The following is a 20826-nucleotide window of genomic DNA, read 5'->3' on the forward strand; positions in this document are numbered from 1 at the left end:
GAGTAGGCTATGGCAAGACTAAATGTAAATCCTACCAGAATGGTACTTGCTTCTTTAAAAAAGCGTCTGAGTGTTGCCAGTAGAGGACATAAACTTCTAAAAGACAAACGTGATGAGCTAATGAAAACTTTCTTAGATTTAGCAAGAGAAAATAAGGTTTTACGTGAAGAAGTTGAAATAATGATAAGCGGTGTTTATCAGAACTTCAGTATAGCAAATGCTGTAATGTCATCACAAGCCGTTGAAGAAGCACTTATGTATCCAAAACAGGGTGTAATAGTTAATGTTGACAAAAAGAACGTAATGAGTGTTGATGTACCAGTATTTGACTTTGAAACAACTACAAATGACGTTACAGATATATACTCATATGGATTTGCAACAACTTCAGGAGAACTAGATGCAGCTATAAGTGAATTATCTAGGGTATTCCCAGTAATGCTAAAGCTAGCAGCTATGGAAAAAGAAGCAAATCTACTTGCTGATGAAATCGAAAAAACAAGACGTCGTGTTAATGCACTTGAATATGTAATGATACCTCAGCTTCAGGAAACTATCAAATACATAACAATGAAACTTGACGAAAATGAAAGAGGAAATCAGACAAGACTTATGAAAGTTAAGGATATGATGCTTAACGAAGCCATTGAAGAAAAAAGAGCTCAAGATGAAGCTATGTATAATGAGTATAAAGAAACACATCAATAGAATTAATCAGGCTGTTGCAATTTTGCAACAGCCTTTTTTTGAACAAATATATTATAAATTTACTCCTTATGAGCAGGTGAATCAAAATTTGCTAATCCTTTGTTATTATGCGAAGCATATGAGATATAGATAAACTTCTCTCCAGCTTCAACGCGTGAGCGAGAAAAAGTTTTGTTTTTAATAAAATACACGTCTCCAGATTGTATTCTATTATTTGTTCTTTCAAGTATGAAATAAAGTTGAAAAATGAGAATGAGATTTATATTTGTAGGCTTATTGTAATGAAGATAAAAAGTCTATATGGTATAATTAAAAATAAGTGAAATGTAATGAAAAAGAGGAAAAAGTTAAACTTTATAGAGAATAAAAGATAAATAGTAAGTCCAAGAGAAGAAAGAAGGAAAATTATGCTTCCTAAGAGAGTAAGACAGTTTGTAATGAATTTAACTGATAGAATTAATGAAGATGATTACGAATACGTAAAGTCAAAGTTAGATGATAGAGAGTATGAAGTTTTTAATACTATTTCAAAGTCTGAGCAGAAACACAGTGTGAGAGTTGCTCGTGAGATAGAGTGTATAATAGATGAAGTTGAAAAAGGAAATGACTTTGAGAGCGGTTATACACTTACAAATGGGGAAATATTATATAGAAAGGTAATATTACCCGTATGTGATGATATTTTGAAAAATAAGGATATGCTTGTAAAGGTTGGACTGCTTCATGACGTTGGCAAGAGCAGACAGAGAATTAATATAATAGATAAATCTATAATAGTTATACTAAATAAATTGACTAGCGGAAAACTTAGAAATATAAATTTAAAGAAAATTCAATGTTACTATAATCATTCAGAGTATAGCTACGAGATATTAAAAGAAATAAATGAGGATAATGTTTTCTTAGGGATTGTGAGAAATCATCACAATGAAAATTATTCAAATGATACGTGTGTAGATGAAAAATATTACCTGGGAAATATAATTAGGTTTTTCCAGGGAGTAGATGATGGCAATTAAGTAACTACTAGATAAATTAACTGATAGTAATAGCGTTAAATACTATAGTAGTTAAAATGTATAGTGAATAAAATATATAGAAATCGAGGTGTTAATATGTCGAATACAAAATTAAATATGGATAACATAAAAAACAAATTAAACTCACAGGAATTTAAAGCTCAGATTGAAAAAATTTCAACTGTAAATTCTTTAGTGGAATACCTGAAATCTGAAAACATGGAGTACAAGACATATGAATGCTTCAAAATGATTTCAGACATACCTAGAAATTCTGGTAAAGAAAAGGAAATAAGAGATTTTATTAAAAAATTTGCAGAAGATAGAGGATACAAAACTTATCGGGATGAATTTAATAATCTTATTGTGTATGTGCCAGCATCTGAAGGAATGGAAGATAGAGATTCTATAATGATACAGGGACATACTGACATGGTTTGTGTAAAAGAAGGTGGAAATGTGCATAACTTTGACATAGATCCGCTAGAATTATACACAGAAAATGGAATGTTAAGAGCAAGAGGGACAACTCTTGGTGGTGACGATGGAATTGCAGTCGCATATATGATGAGCATAATGGATAACAAAGACATAAAACATCCAGCATTGGAATGTGTATTTACATCAGATGAGGAGGGAAGTTTTATAGGTGCTGAGAATTTAAATATGAGCAAATTAAAATCTAAAACGCTATTAAACATAGACTCAGAAGACGAAAATGTAATGATTGTGAGTTGCGCTGGCGGAATGGCATTTGAAAACAGAATAAAATTTGAAAGAGTAAATTCAAAACTAGAAAATCCATCGTCTTGTAGGATAAAAATATCTGGATTAAAAGGTGGGCATTCTGGTTCTGACATACACTTAGGTAGAGCAAATGCGATAAAATTGGCAGCTAAAGTATTAGAATATCTGGAAAAAGATAAAATAGAATTTGAACTTGTATCTATAAAATCTGGAGAAGCTCCAAATGTAATCCCTTCAAAATCTGAGACTATAGTGCTTGTGGAAGAAAAAAACGTAGAAAAAGCTATGTCTACTGTTGAAAAAGCACAAGAAAATATAACAAAAGAATATAAACACTCAGAATCTAAGATAAAAATAGAATTAGAAAAAATAGACAACAAAGAATTAAAACCTATAGAAAAAACAGCCAAGGAAAGAATAATATCTTGGATTGAAAACTTCAAAAATGGAGTATTGACTATGAGCGAGGATGTAGAAGGACTAGTGGAGTATTCTGACAACGTTGGAACAATATCTACTTTGGAAGATGAAGTAATAATAGTAAACGAGTGTAGAAGCTGTGAAGACAAAAAAATAAAAGAAATAAAAGCGGATATGGAAGAACTTTCAAAATCTAAACACACAGAAATGGAAATAAAATACTCATATCCTGGATGGAAATTCAATCCAAAATCAGAAGTTAGAAAATCATTCAACGAAAGCATAGAAAAAATATTCGGAAGAAAATCTCAAGAACTAGCAGTACACTCTGGACTAGAAGTTGGATTTTTTGTAGATGGCGTAGAAGGTGTGGATGCAATATCAATAGGTCCAAACATGCTAGACATACACACACCAGAAGAAAAACTAGACATAATATCAGCTTTAAAAATCTGGTATGCTCTATTAGACTTTCTTGAAAAATAGAGTAGATAACAAGAAATAAAATAAAAGATTAAAAAAATACATACGAAATAAAAACTAAAAAGGAGAATAATTGTGGAAGAATTAAAAAATGCTATAAGAGAAATATCAAACTCAAAGCCATACAAAATAGTTATAAGCAATAGAAAAAACAAAGATGTGGAATATAAAAAAATAAACATAAACCTAAAAGAAGCTAAGGGAAGAGAATTCTATCAGGTGGAAAAATTTACAGAAAAGCAGGTATTCCATGAAAATATTGAAATAGCTGACTTAGAAGCTAAAATGTTTGAATTTATGGAAGAGGACTTCAAACAGTTAGATGCTTGGTCAGAAGAAGAAAACTTCAACATCAAAATATCTAAAAAAAGAAAAGTATTCTTTGGAAGAAAAGGTGGAAAAAATGTTTCTAAAGCTAAACAGTCAAAATCGCACAACAAAGAAAAAGAATACATAATCAAAGAAGGTATGGACGTGCCAGCACTAGTTGATCTGGGAGTATTTACAAAAGAAGGGAAAGTAGTCAAATCTAAGTATGACAAGTACAAACAGATAAACAAATTCATAGAATTAATAGATCATGAAATAAGGAAAAATGACTACAAAGAACTTACAATACTAGACTTTGGATGTGGAAAATCTTACCTAACATTTGTACTTTACTACTATTTTGTAGAGATAAAGAAAATAAATGTAAAAATGATAGGGCTTGATTTAAAAGAAGATGTAATTAACAAGTGCAACGAAATTGCAAAAAGATACAACTACGAAAATCTTCACTTTGAGCTTGGGGATATAAATGGATACAAATACAACAACAAAGTAGACATGGTAATCACACTTCATGCATGTGACACAGCTACAGATTACGCGCTTTACAATGCGATAAAATGGAACACTAAGATGATATTCTCGGTTCCATGCTGCCAGCACGAACTAAATGCACAGATGAAATCAGAAGATTTATCAATCCTTACAAACTACGGAATAATACAGGAAAGAGTTGCAGCACTTATGACGGACGCAATAAGAGCCAATTTACTTGAAAGCGTGGGATATAAAACTCAGCTACTTGAATTTATAGACATAGCTCACTCTCCTAAAAACATCTTAGTGAGAGCCGTTAAATCAAACATATCAAAAGAAAAAAGAGAAAAAGCGCTAAAAGAAGTAGACAATCTTATCAAAGAGTTCAACTTTGACCAGACTCTATACAGACTTTTAAAAGAGGATGGTTTAATATAGTTAAAAAAACAGACAATCAGAATCAAAAATTCTAAAAAAAGGAAAAGGGTGGAAAAAATGATTATAATAATATCTCCAGCCAAAAATATGAGAAAATCTGAAGACTGGAAAGAACTAATTGACGAAGGGGAGCTAAGCTGCCCAAGACTTTACGAAAAATCAAACGAGGTACTTGCTCATATGAAGGAGTACATAACTGAGGAAATACGGGCAATAATGAAAATAAAAGAGGAACTAGCTCAGTTAAACTACTGTAGATTTCAGAGAATGAAACCTATATCTTGCTGTAAAAATTCTAAAGACGGCAAAGAAAGTCCTAAATTTACTGGAAAAACACCAGCTATATTTGCCTACGATGGAATTCAGTACAAAAGTATATCGCCAGAAAGCATATCAAAAGAAGGGATAGAATTTTTAAATGAACATCTTAGAATAATAAGTGGACTTTATGGAGTGCTTAGACCTTTTGATATGATTGACGAGTACAGACTTGAAATGCAGACTAAAGTAAAGATTAACGACAAGGCAAATCTATACTCTTTTTGGGATGGCAGCATCTCTGGAAATATATCTGAAGACCTAGGTGGAGAAGGAATTGTACTAAATCTAGCATCAAAAGAATACAGTAAAACTGTAGAAAAATATTTTGATAACAAAAAATCAGAATCAAAAATAAAGCTGATTACATGTACATTCAAGGTTGAAAAAGCAGGAAAATTAAAAGTTGAATCGACAGCTTCTAAAAAAGCTAGAGGATATATGGTTAGATACATAGCTGAAAACAAAATTGACGATATAGAAGGTGTGAAAACTTTCAATATAGATGGATTTACATACTCTGAAAATGAATCTACAGAAAAAGAGATTGTATTTGTAAAGAAGGTCGATTAAAAGAAACTAAAAATAAAAGTTAAACTAGAATTAAGTACAGATAAACTAAGAAAAAGAAAAAATAAAAAAGTTAGAGGAAAAAGAGGAAAACTATGGAAAAAATAGCAGTAATAGCTGGAACTCCGATAGACACTCAAATGGGAGCGGAGTTTCTTCAAAAAAAGGGATTAGAAACTGAGGAATTTCCAGTATCTGAAAACCCTGTTGAGCAGACAAAATTCCAAGCAATGCCACAGGAAACAAAAGAATTGGAAATGAAAAAAATAATAAATAAAATAAAAGAATGTGGAATAAAAAAAATATTTGTATACTGCAACTCTCTAAGCTCGGCAGTAGATATGGAAAAACTATCAAAAGAAGAAAACATCGTAATAGTAACTCCAATGGATGCGTACAAAAAAATAGCTGTGGACTACAACTCAGTAGGTGTATTTGCAGCTAACAACCAGGGACTTGCAGGAATTGAAAGAACAATAGTAGAAAAAAACAAAAACTGCAATGTCATAGGAATAGGAATACTTCCTGTAGTACTAGATGTAGAAGCTAAAAAACAAGCTCAAGACATAATAGCCGACAACCACCTAGACTTGGCGGTTGAATTCTTTGAAAAAAACAAAGTTGAAGCGATAATACTTGGATGTACGCACTTCCCTTACTTTGAAAAAGAACTAAAAAAATGCACTGAACTGGAAATAATAAACCCATCAGAAACAATGCATAAAATTTTAGTTGAATACTAAAAAATAAAGAGCAAGGTTGTAACTACATAATTTGTGGAAAACTCCTTTGGCTCGAATAATAGTAACCTCCTCTCCAGGCAATCAAGTTGCATTGTCGAGTTCGGTTTACTATTATCCTCACCAAATCGAGTTTTCTCCAAAAACTAATGCAGTTACAAAACCTTGCTCTCATCTTTTATACTCTTCAAACTAAAATTTTGGAAAAGAATAGTAAAAAGTTTGAAGTAAGTAAATAGAGATAAGTAATAAAGGTGAGGATATAAGATAATATTCATAAAGCTTTATTATATTCTGGTGAGTCGGTATGGGTTGTCAGTGTAAAAATAAAGGCGTAAAGCGAAATTTTAAAAACAAATTTTGAGAGGGTATAATAGCAAATCGAACTCGACAATGCAACTTGATTGCCTGGAGAGGAGATTGCTATTATAACTCGAAAAAGTTTTTAAAATTTCACTTACGCCTTTTGTTTTACTCTTTTAATCTATCCAACCAAAATGCTTGCAAGCATATTCTATTCCATCATCGTCAGCATTTTTAGTTACAAAGTCAGCTTTTTCTTTTAATTCATCAATAGCATTTCCCATAGCGATTGAAGTCCATTCATCTCTGAACATTTTTAAGTCGTTTTTCTGATCTCCAAATACTACGACATCTTTGTATGGAGCGCCAAAATGGTCCATAACGGCCTTTATTCCAACAGATTTATCATCTGGCTCAACAAATAAGTATGCATCGTGGAATCTTACAAAAGGAAGATTTTTAAGAGCGACAAGAGTATCGTCTTCCTCAGGTTTACAAGCTATGTAAAGCTTGTAGTATGTGTCTATCTTTTCTATATCTAAATCAGGATCGACAATAGTTTCCATATAAACGTCCTCTGTAACATTTACAAAATCGTCGTTTCTAGTGTATCTAGTCTTTGAATTATCTATAGAAATACCCCAAGGGATGTTTCTACTATCGGCTTCTTTTAAAAGGGCAATACAATTCTCTTTATTAAGAGGCTCGATATGTAAAAGCTCTCTATTTATAGTTATACCATTTCCGCCGTCGCTAACCATATTGTCAAATCCAAGCTCGTCTAAAAGCTCAACTGCCTTTGCGTGACTTCTACCTGTTGCAATGGCTAAAAAATGACCATTTTCCTCTAATTTTTCTAATGTTCTTCTTGTAGACTCTGGAACATATGGTTCTGGGAAACCTGTAGAAAGAGTTCCGTCTATGTCAAAGAAGAAATACTTCTTAACAAATTTTTCATTAGTACTAATAATAATCACCACCTTAAAATAATTTTTGCTATAAAGAAATGGTACCACAAAATTCAAAAAAATAATATCCATTAAATGTGAAAAATTGATTAATACAAATCTCAAAAGCTAGAAAATTACAGAGAATTTGAATAAAGAAAATTGTAGAAGTCATTTTTTTTGTAGAAGTATTTATTTTATTTCTTTTTTGTTCTATTATATTAATTAAAGGGAAATGAAAACTAAGAAATATTTAAAAATTGGAGAAAGGATGGCTATATGAACGTATTAAATATAGATAGGATAATAAATCTAAGAAAAGAATATCAGTCAGTAAAAGAGGATTTTGCAGAAGCTGTCCTTGATAGAGCGGAAAATGTAATAAAAAAAGAGGTACTCATAAAATCTACATACCAGTCACACTTTGGAATGTACGAGCTAGCAATACTTAAAACAGAGGTGGATAGAAGAATGCTTCTGAGAAAGCTTGAGCTGGCAAATGAATATATGAAGGCAAATAAGGACATAGACGAGGATAAAATAAGGGAAATTGCTGAGTCTGAGCAGCTTGGACTTTTAGAGATAATAGAGAATAAAAAATCTCGGATACAGAAGGCAAACGACTTTTTAAAAAGAGATAGATTAAACACTAGGGAAAAGGAAAGAATGAAAGACAGCATGAAGCTACTTACATTGAAACTTCATCCGGTATTAAACAAAAAATCAGATGAAAAATCTATTATGATACTTGAAAGAGCGTTGGATGCATTTATAGACGATAACTACGGAAAAATGAGGATGTTAGAAAATATTTTAGATGCGTCATGTGAAAAAGAAGAAAATCTAGACGAAAAAACAATGGTCAAAGAAATTGAAAGAATAAGAAGAGCTATTGCAGACGAGGTAATGCAAGCGGCACTTGAAAGAAGAGAAAAGGTCTTTGAAATGGAAGATTTAGTATTCAATTTGAAAAAAGTTGAAGAGCAAAAAGAAGCTTTAAAGAATGAATTAAAGATAGAGCAGCAAGCTAGGGATGATTTAAAATACAAACTAGACTTACTTGAAAAAATATACAACTTCAATGTAGAATAAATAGGGAAATTTAGAGAAAAGAAAAAGGAGGAGCTATGGCAGGGAGACTTGACTTAACTGAGGGAAGAATTGCCGACAAGCTTATAAGGTTGGCGCTTCCAATTATGGGAACATCTTTTATAAACATAGGCTACAATGTAGTCGACATGCTTTGGGTTGGTAGAGCAGGAAGTTCTGCAGTTGCAGCAGTTGGAACAGCAGGGTTTTACACTTGGCTAGCACTAGCATTTATAGCAATATCGAGAGTTGGTGGAGAGGTAAAGGTTGCACAGAGTATGGGAGACCACAATCTAGACGAAACAAGAGCCTACATAAAGGCAGCAATAGAAATAAACATCGTGCTTGCGATATTATTTGGTGCAGTGCTTATAATTTTCAACCGACCACTTATTGAACTGTTCAGACTTGGTGATGAACACGTAACACAGCAGGGAAGTACATACCTTATAATAGTAGGACTTGGAATGGTATTTTACTTCATAAACCCAGTATTTACAGCAATTTTTAATGGATTGGGAGATAGTAAGACACCATTTATAATCAACACAACTGGATTATTAGTAAATATATTCTTAGATCCAGTACTTATATTAGGGTTTGGACCAGTTCCTAGCATGGGTGTAGCTGGGGCTGCGATTGCCACAATAACTGCACAGGCTTGTGCAACACTTATATTTATATATAAAATTGCTAAAAAAGAAGGAATATACTTTAAAATAAGATATTTCAAAAATATAAAACTTAGCTACCACAAAGAACTATTTATATTAGGACTACCAGTCGCAATACAGAGTGGTATGTTTACAGGATTTTCTATGTGTATAGGGGTAATAGTTGCTAAATGGGGACCTGTAGCGATTGCAGTACAAAAGGTCGGAAACCAAATTGAATCTATTGCATACACAACTGCTGACGGGATGTCATCATCTGTATCTGCATTTGTAGGTCAGAACTATGGAGCAGGAAAAGTTGATAGAATAGAAAAAGGAGCTAAAGTTGGAATAATGTTTGCAATATTCTGGGGGGCGCTAACAATGTGCCTACTAGTATTTGGAGCAGACTTTATCTTTAAATTTTTCATAGACGAGCCAGAAGCAAGAAGAATAGGTGCAAACTACCTGATGATACTAGGATTTGGGGAAATATTCCAATGCCTAGAAATAATCGTAACTGGTGTACTAAGAGGACTTGGAAGAACATACATAACATCTGCTGTAAGTATAATATTTACAGGTGCAAGAATACCAATGGCACTACTACTATCATCTGTATTAGGAATGGGACTAACAGGTGTATGGGTGAGTATCTCGCTTAGCATGGGAATAAAAGGAATAGTAATGCTATCAGTATATCTAACATACAAACGCAAAGGAAAACTAGTATAAAAATATTAATAAATAGGCTATTACACTTTTGTAATGGTCTATTTTTATGCTTTAAACAACAAAGAATCTCCTCTCCAGGCAATCAAGTTGCATTGTCGAGTTCGATTTCTTTGTTATTCAAAGCAAATAGAACCATATACAAAAGCTGTAATAGCCACATTTATTAAATTATAATTACTGCGTAAAACAGAAAAACTTGGAACAAGAAAAACCACTCTTTATAAGCTAGTAAATTTATATAAGATTAAAAAAGAAAACTGCTTGAAAAATATAACAACAGTCTTCTAAGTAATTATCTAGTTTAAAGGACATATGGAAGTAAAGAGTTAGCTGATTTTTATCACCAAGAAAACTATAGATATATAAAACGAGTAAATAGTATAAAAACTGAGGACAAGAGAAATAACTGCTCTATAGCGACAATTCTGCAAGCGCCCCACATCTGCTAAATGTGTTACTCTAACATGGTGTGGCGCTGAAGCCTGGAGCACAGAGCAGTTATGATCTTGTCCTTTTATACATTACAAGTAACAACTTATATAAACTATTGAAGTTTGATGGCTTTATTATGTAAAGAAGTTATATGTCTGCAAAAAACGAACGATAATGATAGAATATAGGCATAAAATACTGAAATGATATAAATATTTTATATGCTAAAACATAAAGATAGAAAAAAACTAAAAAAATTTTAAAATAAATAATAATAAGTTTATAGACTTGAAGGCTTTGAAAAAAGGGGGTTATAAGACTAGTGACCGTTTCAGAAAATAAATATTAAAAGAGATAAAGCTAAAAAAATACGAATTTATAATTTTCTGATAAATATAGAAACACCCTTGCAATATTGCAAAATAGATAGTATAATTTGAAGAGTAATAGGGAAAGAAATATTTGAAAACACTTAAATAATAAAAGTATTAACAAACAACAGAGTAATCAACTAACTTAACCATATAAATTTTGTGTAAATAAAAGACTGTATCACATTCTGCTGCGTGAACAGTTTTTTATTTTTTTTTGTGGTAAAATATTAAAGGTGATAATTTTTTTGCTTGAAATTAAAATAAAAAATATCTATAATATTATATGAAAATTAATTAGGAATAGAAAGATTTATGAAATCAAGTGATATCAATATTCTTATAAGAATTAATTGATGAAAATTATATCAAATGAGAATAAAAAACGGGGAGGGATAATTTTGATTTCAGAAGCAATTATTAAAAAATTTATAAAAGATAGCGAAAATGTTGAAAATGAAGAGGTAAGAAACAAATACGGGACTGTAGCAGGGATAGTTGGGATAGTATCAAACCTGCTTTTATTTATTTTAAAGTTCAGTATAGGGTTCTTGAGTGGAAGTATCGCAATTACAGCAGATGCATTCAACAACTTCACAGATATGGCATCTTCAGCTATAACTATGATAGGATTTAAACTGGCTAGTATGCCAGCAGACGAGGAGCACCCATTTGGACATGGTAGATTAGAGTATTTATCAGCACTAGTGGTTGCATTTATGGTAATGTTCGTGGGTATAAAGTTTGTTCAGACATCATTTGAAAGAATAATGAATCCAGTAGCTGTTCAGTTTAGTTTAATACCATTCATATTACTTTTATGCTCAATGGCGGTTAAATTCTGGCTTGGAAGATTTAATAAAATCGTTGGAGAAAAGATAGACTCATCAGCTTTAAAAGCAGTTGCAGTTGATGCTATGGGTGATGTGTTTACATCAGGATGTGTTGTGTTATCATATTTAATAGCTAAGTTTACAGCATTCCCACTAGATGGATACGTAGGTATAGTTGTATCTCTTATAATATTATACGCTGGTTTCTCTTTAATAAAAGAAACTGTAAGTCCACTATTAGGTGAAGCTCCAGATGCAGAGATGGTAGACGCGATAGTAAATGGGTTATTAGAGTACAATATAATATCAGGTGTGCACGATTTAATAATACACAACTACGGTGTTGGTAGATGTATAGCATCTGTACACGCTGAGGTGCCTTGTAATATAGACATAATGGAAATCCACGAGGTAATAGACGACGCGGAAAAAGAATTATCTAAAAAGTTAAATATACACCTTGTTATACATATGGATCCAATTGCAGTTGAAGATGAGGACTATATACAGACTAGAACAGAGCTTGCTAGAATAATAGCGAGAAATGAAAAGATAGAATCTATGCACGACTTGAGAATAGTAGGTAAGGGAGATAAGAAAAATCTAGTATTCGACGTTGTTGTGGATGGCGATTTATCACACAGTGAAGAAGAAGAACTTAAAAACTGGGTAAATGATGAAATACAGAAGATTCATCCAAACTATAACTGTGTAATATTAGTAGATAAAAACTACGTAAAAAGACATTTTTAAATCATTATAATAATACCCCCCCCTAGTTTTTACCAGGGGGGTAATTTTTTATTATTTTGAAGAGAAAACTGATTTTACAATATTAAGTATTTCAGTAAGTAATTCAAAGTTTCCTTTAACACTTTCCTTTGTAACTATAATATCAGCAGCGACATCTGTAACAACCTCGCTGACATCTCTAACATTTTCTCCAACTTGACTAAAATCATCGACAAGCTTAGGAAGTTTTGAAATTGATTTCGTTACATTTTCTGTATTATCGTCAAGAACTACATTAACTTTATCTAAAACAGAATTTACATTCTTTATAGTCGCAAGTAAATTTACTATTAACTTTATTAAAAATACAAGCGCTACACAGCCGATAATAGCTAGTATAAATAAAATTGTATTTAAGTTGATTGTGATAGTCATAGTCTAATCTCCAATTCTAAGCTTATTAAAATTTAAGCTTCTGGTTCTTCTTTTTCGATAGCTTCAGCAGCTTCTTCAAGAGCTTCAACTACATCTTCAGAATTGACACCACATTCTTCACATTCTTCGTAAGCTTCATCTACAGCTTTTTTAGCATCAAGATATTCTTTTATCTTAGCTTTAGAATCATTGAATTTTTCTTTCTGTGCACCTATAACATCGCCAGCTTTTGCCTTAGCACCAGCAGCTTTGTCAGAGACAGCATCTACAGCCTGTTTAGAAGCGTTTTTTATGTCCTCTCTTGTTTCCTTGCCAGATTTAGGCGCTAATAATATACCACCAACTGCACCTGCAGCTACACCAGCAGCAACACCTGCTGCAGCAGTTTTAGCTTTTTTAATTTTTTCTGCCTTTATTTTAGCCTGTCTCTTTGCCTGGATTTTTTTTGATAAACTCATTAAAAACATCTCCTTCCAAAATGTATATTGAAAAATTTTTAAAAACTATACGTTATAAATAATATATACCCAATATGTGAATATGTAAACAGAAAAAATTATGAATTTTCAAAATAAAATAAAAAACTATGAAAATAATCTAAAGTGTATATTAGCACTATAGAAAATCTCATAGTTTTTCAATCAGATTTATTTTTTATCTATATTTTCTTTAATTTCTTCAAGTAAAGATTTATGTTTTAAAGATTTCATATTAGGGAAAGCTTTTATAACTCTTCTTCTTAATACGCCATGACCTTTACTTTTTAACTCTTCAATTCTATTGCTTAAAGACTTAATTTCAAATTCAAGTTCGTTCATAACTTTGTGTTCTTCTTTTATAAAGTTACCTCTAAAGTCGCTTGATAATAGCTCTTCCATTTCAGCAGGAGAGTATTTAGACAATCCAAGCTCTTCAATCTGGTTTGCAAGACTAGCCTGTAAATGACCTTTGACAACTTCCAGATGTCTCTTTTTCTTTTCAAGTAAGTCTTCGTGAAGTGTATGAAGTTTTTCAAGTCTTTCGTTAAGATGAAGTATAGTACTAGCTGTAATAATTGTATCTACTATAAAATATGTTCCAAATAATATAGAAAGTACAAATGCGACATTTGTATTTATTTTAGCTACAAAATCATCTACAGCTGGATGCACGACAAGCATAACGAAAAGTGACATCACACCGAACATCAAAGAGTTCTTTAAACAAACTCTACCATTTATATTGTATTTGTATGTTGAGTAGTCCCACCAAGACATGTGGAAGATCTTTTCCAAAACGTAACTTGTGATGTATTCAAGGGTACTTGTAACAATTATACTTGCGATAAATAATATTGGTATATTATTTACAAATGGAGATAGTATTGAAATAACTAGCAGCGCTCCAAAACCGTATATAGGGCAGAATGGTCCATTTAAGAACCCTCTATTGACAAATTTCTTTTGCCCAATAGAGCAATACGTACTCTCGCATACCCAACCAAGGAAACTATATATAGTAAAATATAATACCTGGAGATATAAAACTTTCATGTTAAAAATCACCTCATTTAAAAATTTAAAAACAAGCAAAAAGCTTGCCAAGAAATATGCTGTAAATAAGTAAAATACTTGTCTTTAGGCATATATATTTAAAAAAAATATTCAATTTCTATCATATATAATACAGAAAATAAAATCTGATATTATGGTGCTAAAATTGTTACATAAATTTTAGAATATGAATAAAGTCTTTATTCAATTATAGTCCTTCCATATGAAGAAACTTTGAGATTGAGGAGAATATAATATATTTTTTAAAATATACAAAACTTAAAGTACAAGAAGAGTAACATTTAGCAGAAAAATTGTGCTTAATTGTTACAATTAGATAGAATTGATAGACAATTTGTAACAAAAAGTTACAAACTATGTAACAGTTTTACAATCTCGAAAAAAATATTTTTAAAAAAATTTACAACTCAAGTAAACACTTGTTGTTACTTTATATACTGATTAAAGCCTTGAAATAGCCAAAAAACAAGTTAATTGTGTGAAAAATCATAAAAAAACACAATGACTGTTGTTGTTTGTTGTTTGTAAAAATTTCAAAAAAAGTCTTTACAAAGCTGTAACTTTTATATTATTATATAAACAAGGTTGAAAAAGTTACAAAAAAGTAACAGAAAGATATATAAAAAGTAACAAATTGTAAAAAATGAAAACAAGTTAAATTAAATAAAAAAATAAGACGGAGGGTTATATGTTCAATTTAAAGAAAAAATTAAGCGCTATAGTATTAGCATCTATGATGCTTTTATCAAGCACAGGATTTGTATTTGCAAATGAGGAAATAAATGATTTAGAAACAGTTCAGATAGAAGAAAATGTAGAAAGAACTTCTCTAAACGAAGCCGGATGGGTAAAAAGAGGAGATAGCTTATACTACAACAATGAAAATGGAAATCCAACAACTGGTTGGAAAGTAATAGATGGAAATAACTACTATTTCAATAAAGATGGTAAAATGGCATCTGGTTGGACTGAAATAAATAGAAAAACTTATTATTTCAATAAAGAAAAAGGTATGCACACAGGTATACAGAGATTAGAAAATGGAAAAACTTACAACTTTGGTAAAAATGGGTTTGTTGGTGAAAGTATAGTTAGACAGAATGGAAAAATACTTTACTTCAACGAAAGAGGTAAACTTACTTCAACAGGTAAATCATACAAATCAAATGCTTCAGCATATTCTGGGCATTCAACAACAGCAACAGGACAGAAACCAAAATGGGGAACAATAGCTGTTGATCCAAAAGTAATACCATATGGAACAAAAGTATATATACCATACTTCAACAGAACATTCGTAGCTAATGACTGTGGTGGAGCAATAAAAGGAACTAAAATAGACATATTCATGAATTCAAGAAAAGAATGTTACAAATTTGGAAGAAGAAACATAGAAATAATCGTATTAAACGACATAAAATAAGACAAACAATTTCTTCAAACTCAATAAATAATACTCAATAAAAGAGGACTGTTGCATAAAATGCAGCAGTCCTCTTTTGTATATATAATCTGATATAAATTTAGTATATTCTTAAGAGTGGTTAAATTAAAACTTGCTAAACCTTTGTTACTATGCAAAGCATATGAGATATAGACAAACTTTTCTCCAGCTTCGACGCGTGAGCAAAAAATAATTCTGTTGTGGTTAAAATACGCGTCTCCAGATTGTCGAAAGAGTTTTGTCTATATAACTCATATGCTACATACCATCAATACTTTTATCAAATTTTAATTTAAACCATTCTTTTACAATATACTAAATTTATATCAGATTATAATATTAAAGAAAACTGCTTATCAAAATAGAATAGAAGCTTAAAAATAAACATAGATCTAATTTAATGTTTAAAAATATAATCACAATTAACAGTACCATTCATTCTTCAAATTATAAAAATATATGGGTATTAGCAATAATTTTGCAACAAAGTTTTTTTATTATATAAGCTGTTATAAGTTTACTAACTTTTAAGAAGTTGGTTTAATCAAAATTTGCCAATGGTATTGTTAGTATGTAGCATATGAGTTATATAGAAAAGACGAACTCGACAATCTGGAGACGTGTATTTTATTGACAACAGAACAAATTACTTGTACACACGTCGAAGCTGGAGAGGAGTCTTTCTATATCTCATATGCTTCGCATATTAGCAAAGAATTGGCAAATTTTGATTATTCCACTTCCTAATAAGTAGTAAACTTATAACCATTTATACAATAAAAAAGGGTGTTGCAATTATTGCAACACCCTATATTTCTTATAATTCTTTTTTCCATAATCCGTGTAAGTTACAGTATTCGTATACAGCAACTGGTTTTTCACCTTCAAGTAAAGCGAATTCAGCAACTGGTTTTTCACCTGGTTTAAGGTCTTTTCTACGTACACCCTGATCTGTTTCAAGAAGTATGAACATTATGTAGTGTTTTTCTTCCATTGGATGTTCTACTGAACCAACCTGAGCTTTTACTACATTTCCTTCAACTGTTACTTCTGGAACGTGTTTTTCTGTAGCTGCATCTACTGTATTTGGAACTAGTTCTGTCATTTTCTGTCCACAGCACATTAATGGTACTGGAGTTTCATATACTACCTCAACTAAATTTTTACATCTTTCACATAAATAGAATTTTGTCATTTTAAATTCCTCCTAATAATTGACACTTTGTGTCGTATTTTTTATTTTAATTTGATTCTTACCTTAGTAATAATAGGATTGATTAAATTTCTCATCGAAAATTTTTCTCATCTTACTCAATCACTTATTAATATAATTACCCGTTAAAGTCATATTTAAACATATAAAAGTAAAAAAAGCAAAAAATTTTGAAAAAAATATAAAAAACAAAATTTCAAAGGTGTATAATTTAATATATACTCAAAAAAAACCGATAATAAATACAAAAGTATAAATCATATGAAATATAATAGAAAAATCCTTTGAAAGTGTATACAAAATAATTAAGAGAGAGTATTCTTGTGTATATATAAAAATCAGGAGGAAAATTATGAGTAAGGTGGCAAAAGCTACTATGGGACTTTTCATAGTTACCATGGTTTCGAAAATTTTTGGATTTGCCAGAGAAACTATACTGGTATCTGTCCATGGTGCAGGAATGGTTACCGATGCGTTTATAACATCGATGAATATTCCGACGGTTATATTTTCAACGATAGGGAGTGCGCTTGCGACGACATTTATTCCGATGTACTACACAGTGGAAAAAGATCTGGGCAAGGAAGGGACAGATAAGTTTGTAAATAATATATTCAATATGATAGTTGTTGTCAGCTTATTATTATCCGTAATTGGGTATATATTTTCTGACGAGCTAGTAAAAATATTTGCAATGAGCTATTCTGGAGAAAAACTGAAGCTGGCTTCAGAGTTTACGAGGATAATGATATGGGGGATGGTGTTTATAGGGCTTAGTAATATAATGACATGCCTAATGAATATCAACTCAAAATTTATCGTGCCTAGCATCACAGGTATACCATTTAATATAATAATTATTATAGGTATTTACCTAAGTGCAAAATACGATATTAGACTAATGCCGATATTTACATTAATTGCGATGGCGAGTCAATTCTTATTCCAGGTGCCAGTTTCGTATCACGACGGATATAGGTACAAATTCTACATAGATTTAAAGGACAAATACATAAAAAAGACGTTAATACTTGTAATACCAGTGTTTATCGGAGTTGGGGTAAATCAGCTAAATACGGTTGTCGATAGAACATTGGCATCTACACTTGGAGACGGGATAATTACTGTGTTAAACGATGCATCTATTTTAAATACATTTGTAATAGGTGTGTTTATCTCAAGTATTCAGTCTGTTGTGTACCCGCTATTATCCAAGCTATCAAGCGAAGGAAATAGCAAGGCAGCTACAGGCATAATTAGAAAGAGTGTGAATGTGGTAATAGTTCTTATGATTCCTATAGCAGTTGGAATAATGGTGCTTTCAATTCCAATAGTGCAGCTTGCGTTTGAAAGAGGTAAGTTTGACCACAGTGCAACACTATTAACAGCTGCGGCACTTTCATACTACGCACTAGGACTACCTGCTTCAGGGCTTAGAAACATACTTGGAAATGTATTCTACTCATTTGGAGATACTAAAACACCTATGAGAAACGGAATGATTGCAATGTTTATGAATATTTGTATGAACTTAGTATTTATAAAATTCATGGGACATTGTGGTCTTGCATTTGCGACAAGTATTTCAGCGACAATATGTATATTATTATTGTTTATGAGCTTGAAAAAGAAGATAAAATACTTCGGGCAAGACAAGATAATAATTACCACAATAAAATCTGTAATTTCGGCGGCTATTATGGGTGTTGTGGTGTATTTTGTGTATAAATTCCTTACAATCAGCGGTATTCATGGAACAAAACACCTTATAAAAGTTCTGTTTGCGTCTGTGATGTCTGGTGTTGTCGTGTATGGAGGAGCAATTCACCTTATGAAGGTGGACGAGGTTGAGATGCTTTTAGATATATTCAAAAGTAAATCTAAACAGATTGTTTCAAAGATAAGCAATAGATAGATGTATGGATAAATTTGTGGAAAAAGAGTAAAATATGAATAGAGTAGTATAAGAGAGTAAAGAAGATAAGATTATATAAAGAGGAAAATTGGAGGGTTTAATATGATATCAGATAACCTTATAAAAAATTATGCGAGTGCAAGGGGCACATCTAATTTAGTTCTTACGGTTGGAACTATAGACAATGGGGAAATGGACTACAAAGTTTACGGTCATAAAGGTGCTCAAATAACTAAGCAACAGCATAGATACGAGATAGGATCTCTTACTAAAAGTATTATGATGGCTAAGCTATGTCAGGCAATTAGCGAAGGAAAAGTTAGTCCAAGTGACAAGATAGGTACTATATTAGACGAAAATATAAGTCACAATCCAACAATAGAGCAGCTTGCAACTCACACTGCTAGATACGGAAATTCATATCCTAAGCATATAACTAGAAAGGAAATGAAGAATGCGCTATTTAGCAAGGATAATCCATATTGTGGATATAAGGAAAATGATATATTAAATGATATAGAAAATTTCAAACCAAATGCTAAGCATCGTGAATGGGTGTACTCTCATTTTGGTGGAGCAGTTATGGGAGAAGTGTTATCTAAGATATATGATAAGGATATTAAGACGATTATAGAGGAAACTGTAGAGGAGCTAGGTCTTGAAAATACTGGCTATACAGGAGATACTGAGATAGGTAAGTGTTGGAAGTGGAATGGGGACGAGGTGTATGCAGCTACATCTGGTCTAGTATCTACAGTGAATGATATGATGAAGTTTGTTCAGGAAAATATCGAGTGTGATCCAGAGTATTTAACTTTAGGACATAAGAAGTATTATACTATTTCTAAAGGTAAGTACGATATGGGGCTTGGTTGGGTAATCAACGACGATACTAAGATTATCTGGCACGATGGAAGTACTGATAATTTTGACTGCTTTATAGGTTTTGAGAAACACAGCAAGAAAGGTGTGGTTGTACTTTCAAATTATCCGAATAAAGGAGAAATAAATGCTGCGAAGATAGGACTAGAGAAGATTACTGAGTTAGTAAAGAATCGTAAATAGGGAAGAGGAAGAACTATATATGTCTACTCCAGGCTTCGACGCTTTCTTTGCTTTTTTCGAACTCCGTTCGAATAGCAAATGTTGAAAGCGTCTGTAGATTGTCGTACGACATATATAGATTCTTCCTTTTTTATTACGTTTCTATCTAGCTCAGAAATCTTCGGGGAGTCGCTAGAGGTAGATATAGTCTTCCTATTTTTTATTACGCTTTTATCTAGCTAGGAAATCTTAAGTATGTTGTAGGTTTTGTGATATAATTTTTATATAGAGATTATAAAAGGACGTGATTTATTATGATAAATGAAAAGGAAATGGATTTTGTTGTATATTGCGTGGAGAATTTGGCTAATTATATAAATGAGGACTCAGTTAAAGTTTTTGATTTGCTTGATGAAAACGAACTTATAGAAGGGTATATTTTAAAATTTTATGATATTTTACATACTCAAGGTAAGGTTTGGATTGTTGAGGACTTAGTAGAACAATTAGAGAAAAGTGGATGTGATGAATATGTTAGCAAATAAAACTTTATTAAATATGAAATACGCAAGAGTTATAATGGAGTTTTCAAGAATTACTGGTGTTTCTGAAAATGATGCACTTAGAATATTCTATCATTCTGATTTATATTTTTTAATGAAAAATGGGATATCTGATATTCATTGTATGTCTGATAGTTGGTTGGCAGAAGAGTTGAAGGAAGAATATAATAATAAGAAAATTGCAAATAAATAAGTAGGCACTCATTTTATTTTGAGTGTCTTTTTTGATGATATCAAAAGTTTGAACGATTTTATTTTTTTCTGTTTGTATGATATAATAGTACATATGTTTGATAAATTTGGACGATTCTGTT

General features: G+C 31.5%; 19 protein-coding genes. 14 read left to right on the forward strand and 5 right to left on the reverse strand.

Translation table 11 applies throughout. The features are described 5' to 3' along the window. The first annotated feature begins 9 nt into the window (after nt 1-9). The 6 genes from KGNDJEFE_RS03295 to KGNDJEFE_RS03320 all read left to right on the forward strand — a co-directional run bounded on the left by KGNDJEFE_RS03295 (nt 10) and on the right by KGNDJEFE_RS03320 (nt 6253). Nucleotides 10-708, forward strand: coding sequence for a V-type ATP synthase subunit D (locus KGNDJEFE_RS03295; protein WP_006439794.1), 699 nt, complete (start codon nt 10-12; stop codon nt 706-708). 407 nt (nt 709-1115) lie between these two features. Then, a complete protein-coding gene (locus KGNDJEFE_RS03300; protein WP_006439795.1) occupies nt 1116-1727 on the forward strand; it encodes an HDIG domain-containing metalloprotein in 612 nt (203 codons plus the stop codon). 96 nt (nt 1728-1823) lie between these two features. After that, complete coding sequence (pepD, locus tag KGNDJEFE_RS03305) at nt 1824-3380, forward strand: beta-Ala-His dipeptidase (RefSeq protein ID WP_040410365.1); 1557 nt, start codon at nt 1824-1826, stop codon at nt 3378-3380. Between the two features lie 72 nt (nt 3381-3452). Further along, a complete protein-coding gene (locus KGNDJEFE_RS03310; RefSeq protein ID WP_006439797.1) occupies nt 3453-4622 on the forward strand; it encodes a class I SAM-dependent methyltransferase in 1170 nt (389 codons plus the stop codon). Nucleotides 4623-4679: 57 nt separating this feature from the next. Beyond that, nucleotides 4680-5513, forward strand: a complete 834-nt coding sequence (gene yaaA, locus KGNDJEFE_RS03315; RefSeq protein WP_040410366.1) for a peroxide stress protein YaaA — start codon at nt 4680-4682, stop codon at nt 5511-5513. A 92-nt stretch (nt 5514-5605) separates the two neighbouring features. Next, a complete protein-coding gene (locus KGNDJEFE_RS03320; protein WP_006439799.1) occupies nt 5606-6253 on the forward strand; it encodes an aspartate/glutamate racemase family protein in 648 nt (215 codons plus the stop codon). A gap of 476 nt (nt 6254-6729) precedes the next feature. Here the strand turns inward: KGNDJEFE_RS03320 and KGNDJEFE_RS03325 are convergent, their stop codons facing one another. After that, entirely contained in the window at nt 6730-7530 is an 801-nt protein-coding gene (locus tag KGNDJEFE_RS03325) for an HAD hydrolase family protein (RefSeq protein WP_244949447.1), read from the reverse strand. A gap of 249 nt (nt 7531-7779) precedes the next feature. On the opposite strand from KGNDJEFE_RS03325, the gene KGNDJEFE_RS03330 reads away from it, so the two are divergent. The 3 genes from KGNDJEFE_RS03330 (at nt 7780) to KGNDJEFE_RS03340 (ending at nt 12366) form a co-directional block, all read left to right on the forward strand. Next, nucleotides 7780-8592 carry a hypothetical protein gene (locus tag KGNDJEFE_RS03330; protein WP_006439802.1) on the forward strand — a complete coding sequence of 271 codons (813 nt, stop codon included), beginning with the start codon at nt 7780-7782 and terminating at the stop codon, nt 8590-8592. A 35-nt stretch (nt 8593-8627) separates the two neighbouring features. Then, on the forward strand, nt 8628-9977 hold the full coding sequence (locus KGNDJEFE_RS03335) for an MATE family efflux transporter (RefSeq protein WP_006439803.1): 1350 nt from the start codon (nt 8628-8630) through the stop codon (nt 9975-9977). 1204 nt (nt 9978-11181) lie between these two features. Next, the gene (locus tag KGNDJEFE_RS03340) at nt 11182-12366 is read left to right on the forward strand and encodes a cation diffusion facilitator family transporter (RefSeq protein ID WP_040410367.1); all 1185 of its coding nucleotides are present in this window, start codon (nt 11182-11184) and stop codon (nt 12364-12366) included. A gap of 51 nt (nt 12367-12417) precedes the next feature. On the opposite strand, the gene KGNDJEFE_RS03345 is transcribed toward KGNDJEFE_RS03340, so the two are convergent. The 3 genes from KGNDJEFE_RS03345 to KGNDJEFE_RS03355 all read right to left on the reverse strand — a co-directional run bounded on the left by KGNDJEFE_RS03345 (nt 12418) and on the right by KGNDJEFE_RS03355 (nt 14312). After that, the gene (locus KGNDJEFE_RS03345) at nt 12418-12780 is read right to left on the reverse strand and encodes a hypothetical protein (protein ID WP_006439805.1); all 363 of its coding nucleotides are present in this window, start codon (nt 12778-12780) and stop codon (nt 12418-12420) included. Nucleotides 12781-12812: 32 nt separating this feature from the next. After that, on the reverse strand, nt 12813-13238 hold the full coding sequence (locus tag KGNDJEFE_RS03350; RefSeq protein ID WP_148881787.1) for a YtxH domain-containing protein: 426 nt from the start codon (nt 13236-13238) through the stop codon (nt 12813-12815). Between the two features lie 189 nt (nt 13239-13427). After that, nucleotides 13428-14312: a putative ABC transporter permease gene (locus KGNDJEFE_RS03355; RefSeq protein ID WP_040410368.1), complete on the reverse strand. Its 885-nt coding sequence runs from the start codon at nt 14310-14312 to the stop codon at nt 13428-13430. 709 nt (nt 14313-15021) lie between these two features. Between KGNDJEFE_RS03355 and KGNDJEFE_RS03360 the strand changes: the two genes are divergently transcribed. Next, a complete protein-coding gene (locus KGNDJEFE_RS03360; protein WP_006439809.1) occupies nt 15022-15756 on the forward strand; it encodes a 3D domain-containing protein in 735 nt (244 codons plus the stop codon). A gap of 838 nt (nt 15757-16594) precedes the next feature. Here KGNDJEFE_RS03360 and KGNDJEFE_RS03365 read toward each other — a convergent pair. Beyond that, complete coding sequence (locus KGNDJEFE_RS03365) at nt 16595-16972, reverse strand: desulfoferrodoxin family protein (RefSeq protein ID WP_006439810.1); 378 nt, start codon at nt 16970-16972, stop codon at nt 16595-16597. Nucleotides 16973-17342: 370 nt separating this feature from the next. On the opposite strand from KGNDJEFE_RS03365, the gene murJ reads away from it, so the two are divergent. From murJ to KGNDJEFE_RS03385, 4 genes are all read left to right on the forward strand, one after another. Continuing rightward, nucleotides 17343-18905 (forward strand): murein biosynthesis integral membrane protein MurJ, encoded by a 1563-nt coding sequence (murJ, locus tag KGNDJEFE_RS03370; RefSeq protein ID WP_006439811.1) that lies wholly within the window; start codon nt 17343-17345, stop codon nt 18903-18905. A gap of 102 nt (nt 18906-19007) precedes the next feature. After that, complete coding sequence (locus tag KGNDJEFE_RS03375) at nt 19008-19970, forward strand: serine hydrolase domain-containing protein (protein ID WP_006439812.1); 963 nt, start codon at nt 19008-19010, stop codon at nt 19968-19970. Nucleotides 19971-20263: 293 nt separating this feature from the next. Further along, a complete protein-coding gene (locus KGNDJEFE_RS03380; RefSeq protein WP_006439813.1) occupies nt 20264-20494 on the forward strand; it encodes a DUF3791 domain-containing protein in 231 nt (76 codons plus the stop codon). Next, nucleotides 20481-20705 (forward strand): hypothetical protein, encoded by a 225-nt coding sequence (locus tag KGNDJEFE_RS03385; protein WP_040410369.1) that lies wholly within the window; start codon nt 20481-20483, stop codon nt 20703-20705. Before KGNDJEFE_RS03380 ends, KGNDJEFE_RS03385 begins: the two co-directional genes overlap by 14 nt. Nucleotides 20706-20826: the final 121 nt, after the last annotated feature.

The sequence above is a fragment of the Peptacetobacter hiranonis genome (assembly GCF_008151785.1).
GTDB lineage: Bacteria > Bacillota > Clostridia > Peptostreptococcales > Peptostreptococcaceae > Peptacetobacter > Peptacetobacter hiranonis.

Bases quoted from the DNA above. Each gene is read 5' to 3' on its own strand.
- KGNDJEFE_RS03335 (WP_006439803.1), top strand. From the start codon at position 8,628: ATGGCAGGGAGACTTGACTTAACTGAGGGAAGAATTGCCGACAAGCTT.
- KGNDJEFE_RS03350 (WP_148881787.1), bottom strand. From the start codon at position 13,238: ATGAGTTTATCAAAAAAAATCCAGGCAAAGAGACAGGCTAAAATAAAG.
- KGNDJEFE_RS03380 (WP_006439813.1), top strand. From the start codon at position 20,264: ATGATAAATGAAAAGGAAATGGATTTTGTTGTATATTGCGTGGAGAAT.
- KGNDJEFE_RS03355 (WP_040410368.1), bottom strand. From the start codon at position 14,312: ATGAAAGTTTTATATCTCCAGGTATTATATTTTACTATATATAGTTTC.
- KGNDJEFE_RS03300 (WP_006439795.1), top strand. From the start codon at position 1,116: ATGCTTCCTAAGAGAGTAAGACAGTTTGTAATGAATTTAACTGATAGA.
- KGNDJEFE_RS03320 (WP_006439799.1), top strand. From the start codon at position 5,606: ATGGAAAAAATAGCAGTAATAGCTGGAACTCCGATAGACACTCAAATG.
- KGNDJEFE_RS03330 (WP_006439802.1), top strand. From the start codon at position 7,780: ATGAACGTATTAAATATAGATAGGATAATAAATCTAAGAAAAGAATAT.
- KGNDJEFE_RS03295 (WP_006439794.1), top strand. From the start codon at position 10: ATGGCAAGACTAAATGTAAATCCTACCAGAATGGTACTTGCTTCTTTA.
- KGNDJEFE_RS03345 (WP_006439805.1), bottom strand. From the start codon at position 12,780: ATGACTATCACAATCAACTTAAATACAATTTTATTTATACTAGCTATT.
- pepD (WP_040410365.1), top strand. From the start codon at position 1,824: ATGTCGAATACAAAATTAAATATGGATAACATAAAAAACAAATTAAAC.
- KGNDJEFE_RS03365 (WP_006439810.1), bottom strand. From the start codon at position 16,972: ATGACAAAATTCTATTTATGTGAAAGATGTAAAAATTTAGTTGAGGTA.
- murJ (WP_006439811.1), top strand. From the start codon at position 17,343: ATGAGTAAGGTGGCAAAAGCTACTATGGGACTTTTCATAGTTACCATG.
- yaaA (WP_040410366.1), top strand. From the start codon at position 4,680: ATGATTATAATAATATCTCCAGCCAAAAATATGAGAAAATCTGAAGAC.
- KGNDJEFE_RS03375 (WP_006439812.1), top strand. From the start codon at position 19,008: ATGATATCAGATAACCTTATAAAAAATTATGCGAGTGCAAGGGGCACA.
- KGNDJEFE_RS03360 (WP_006439809.1), top strand. From the start codon at position 15,022: ATGTTCAATTTAAAGAAAAAATTAAGCGCTATAGTATTAGCATCTATG.
- KGNDJEFE_RS03385 (WP_040410369.1), top strand. From the start codon at position 20,481: ATGTTAGCAAATAAAACTTTATTAAATATGAAATACGCAAGAGTTATA.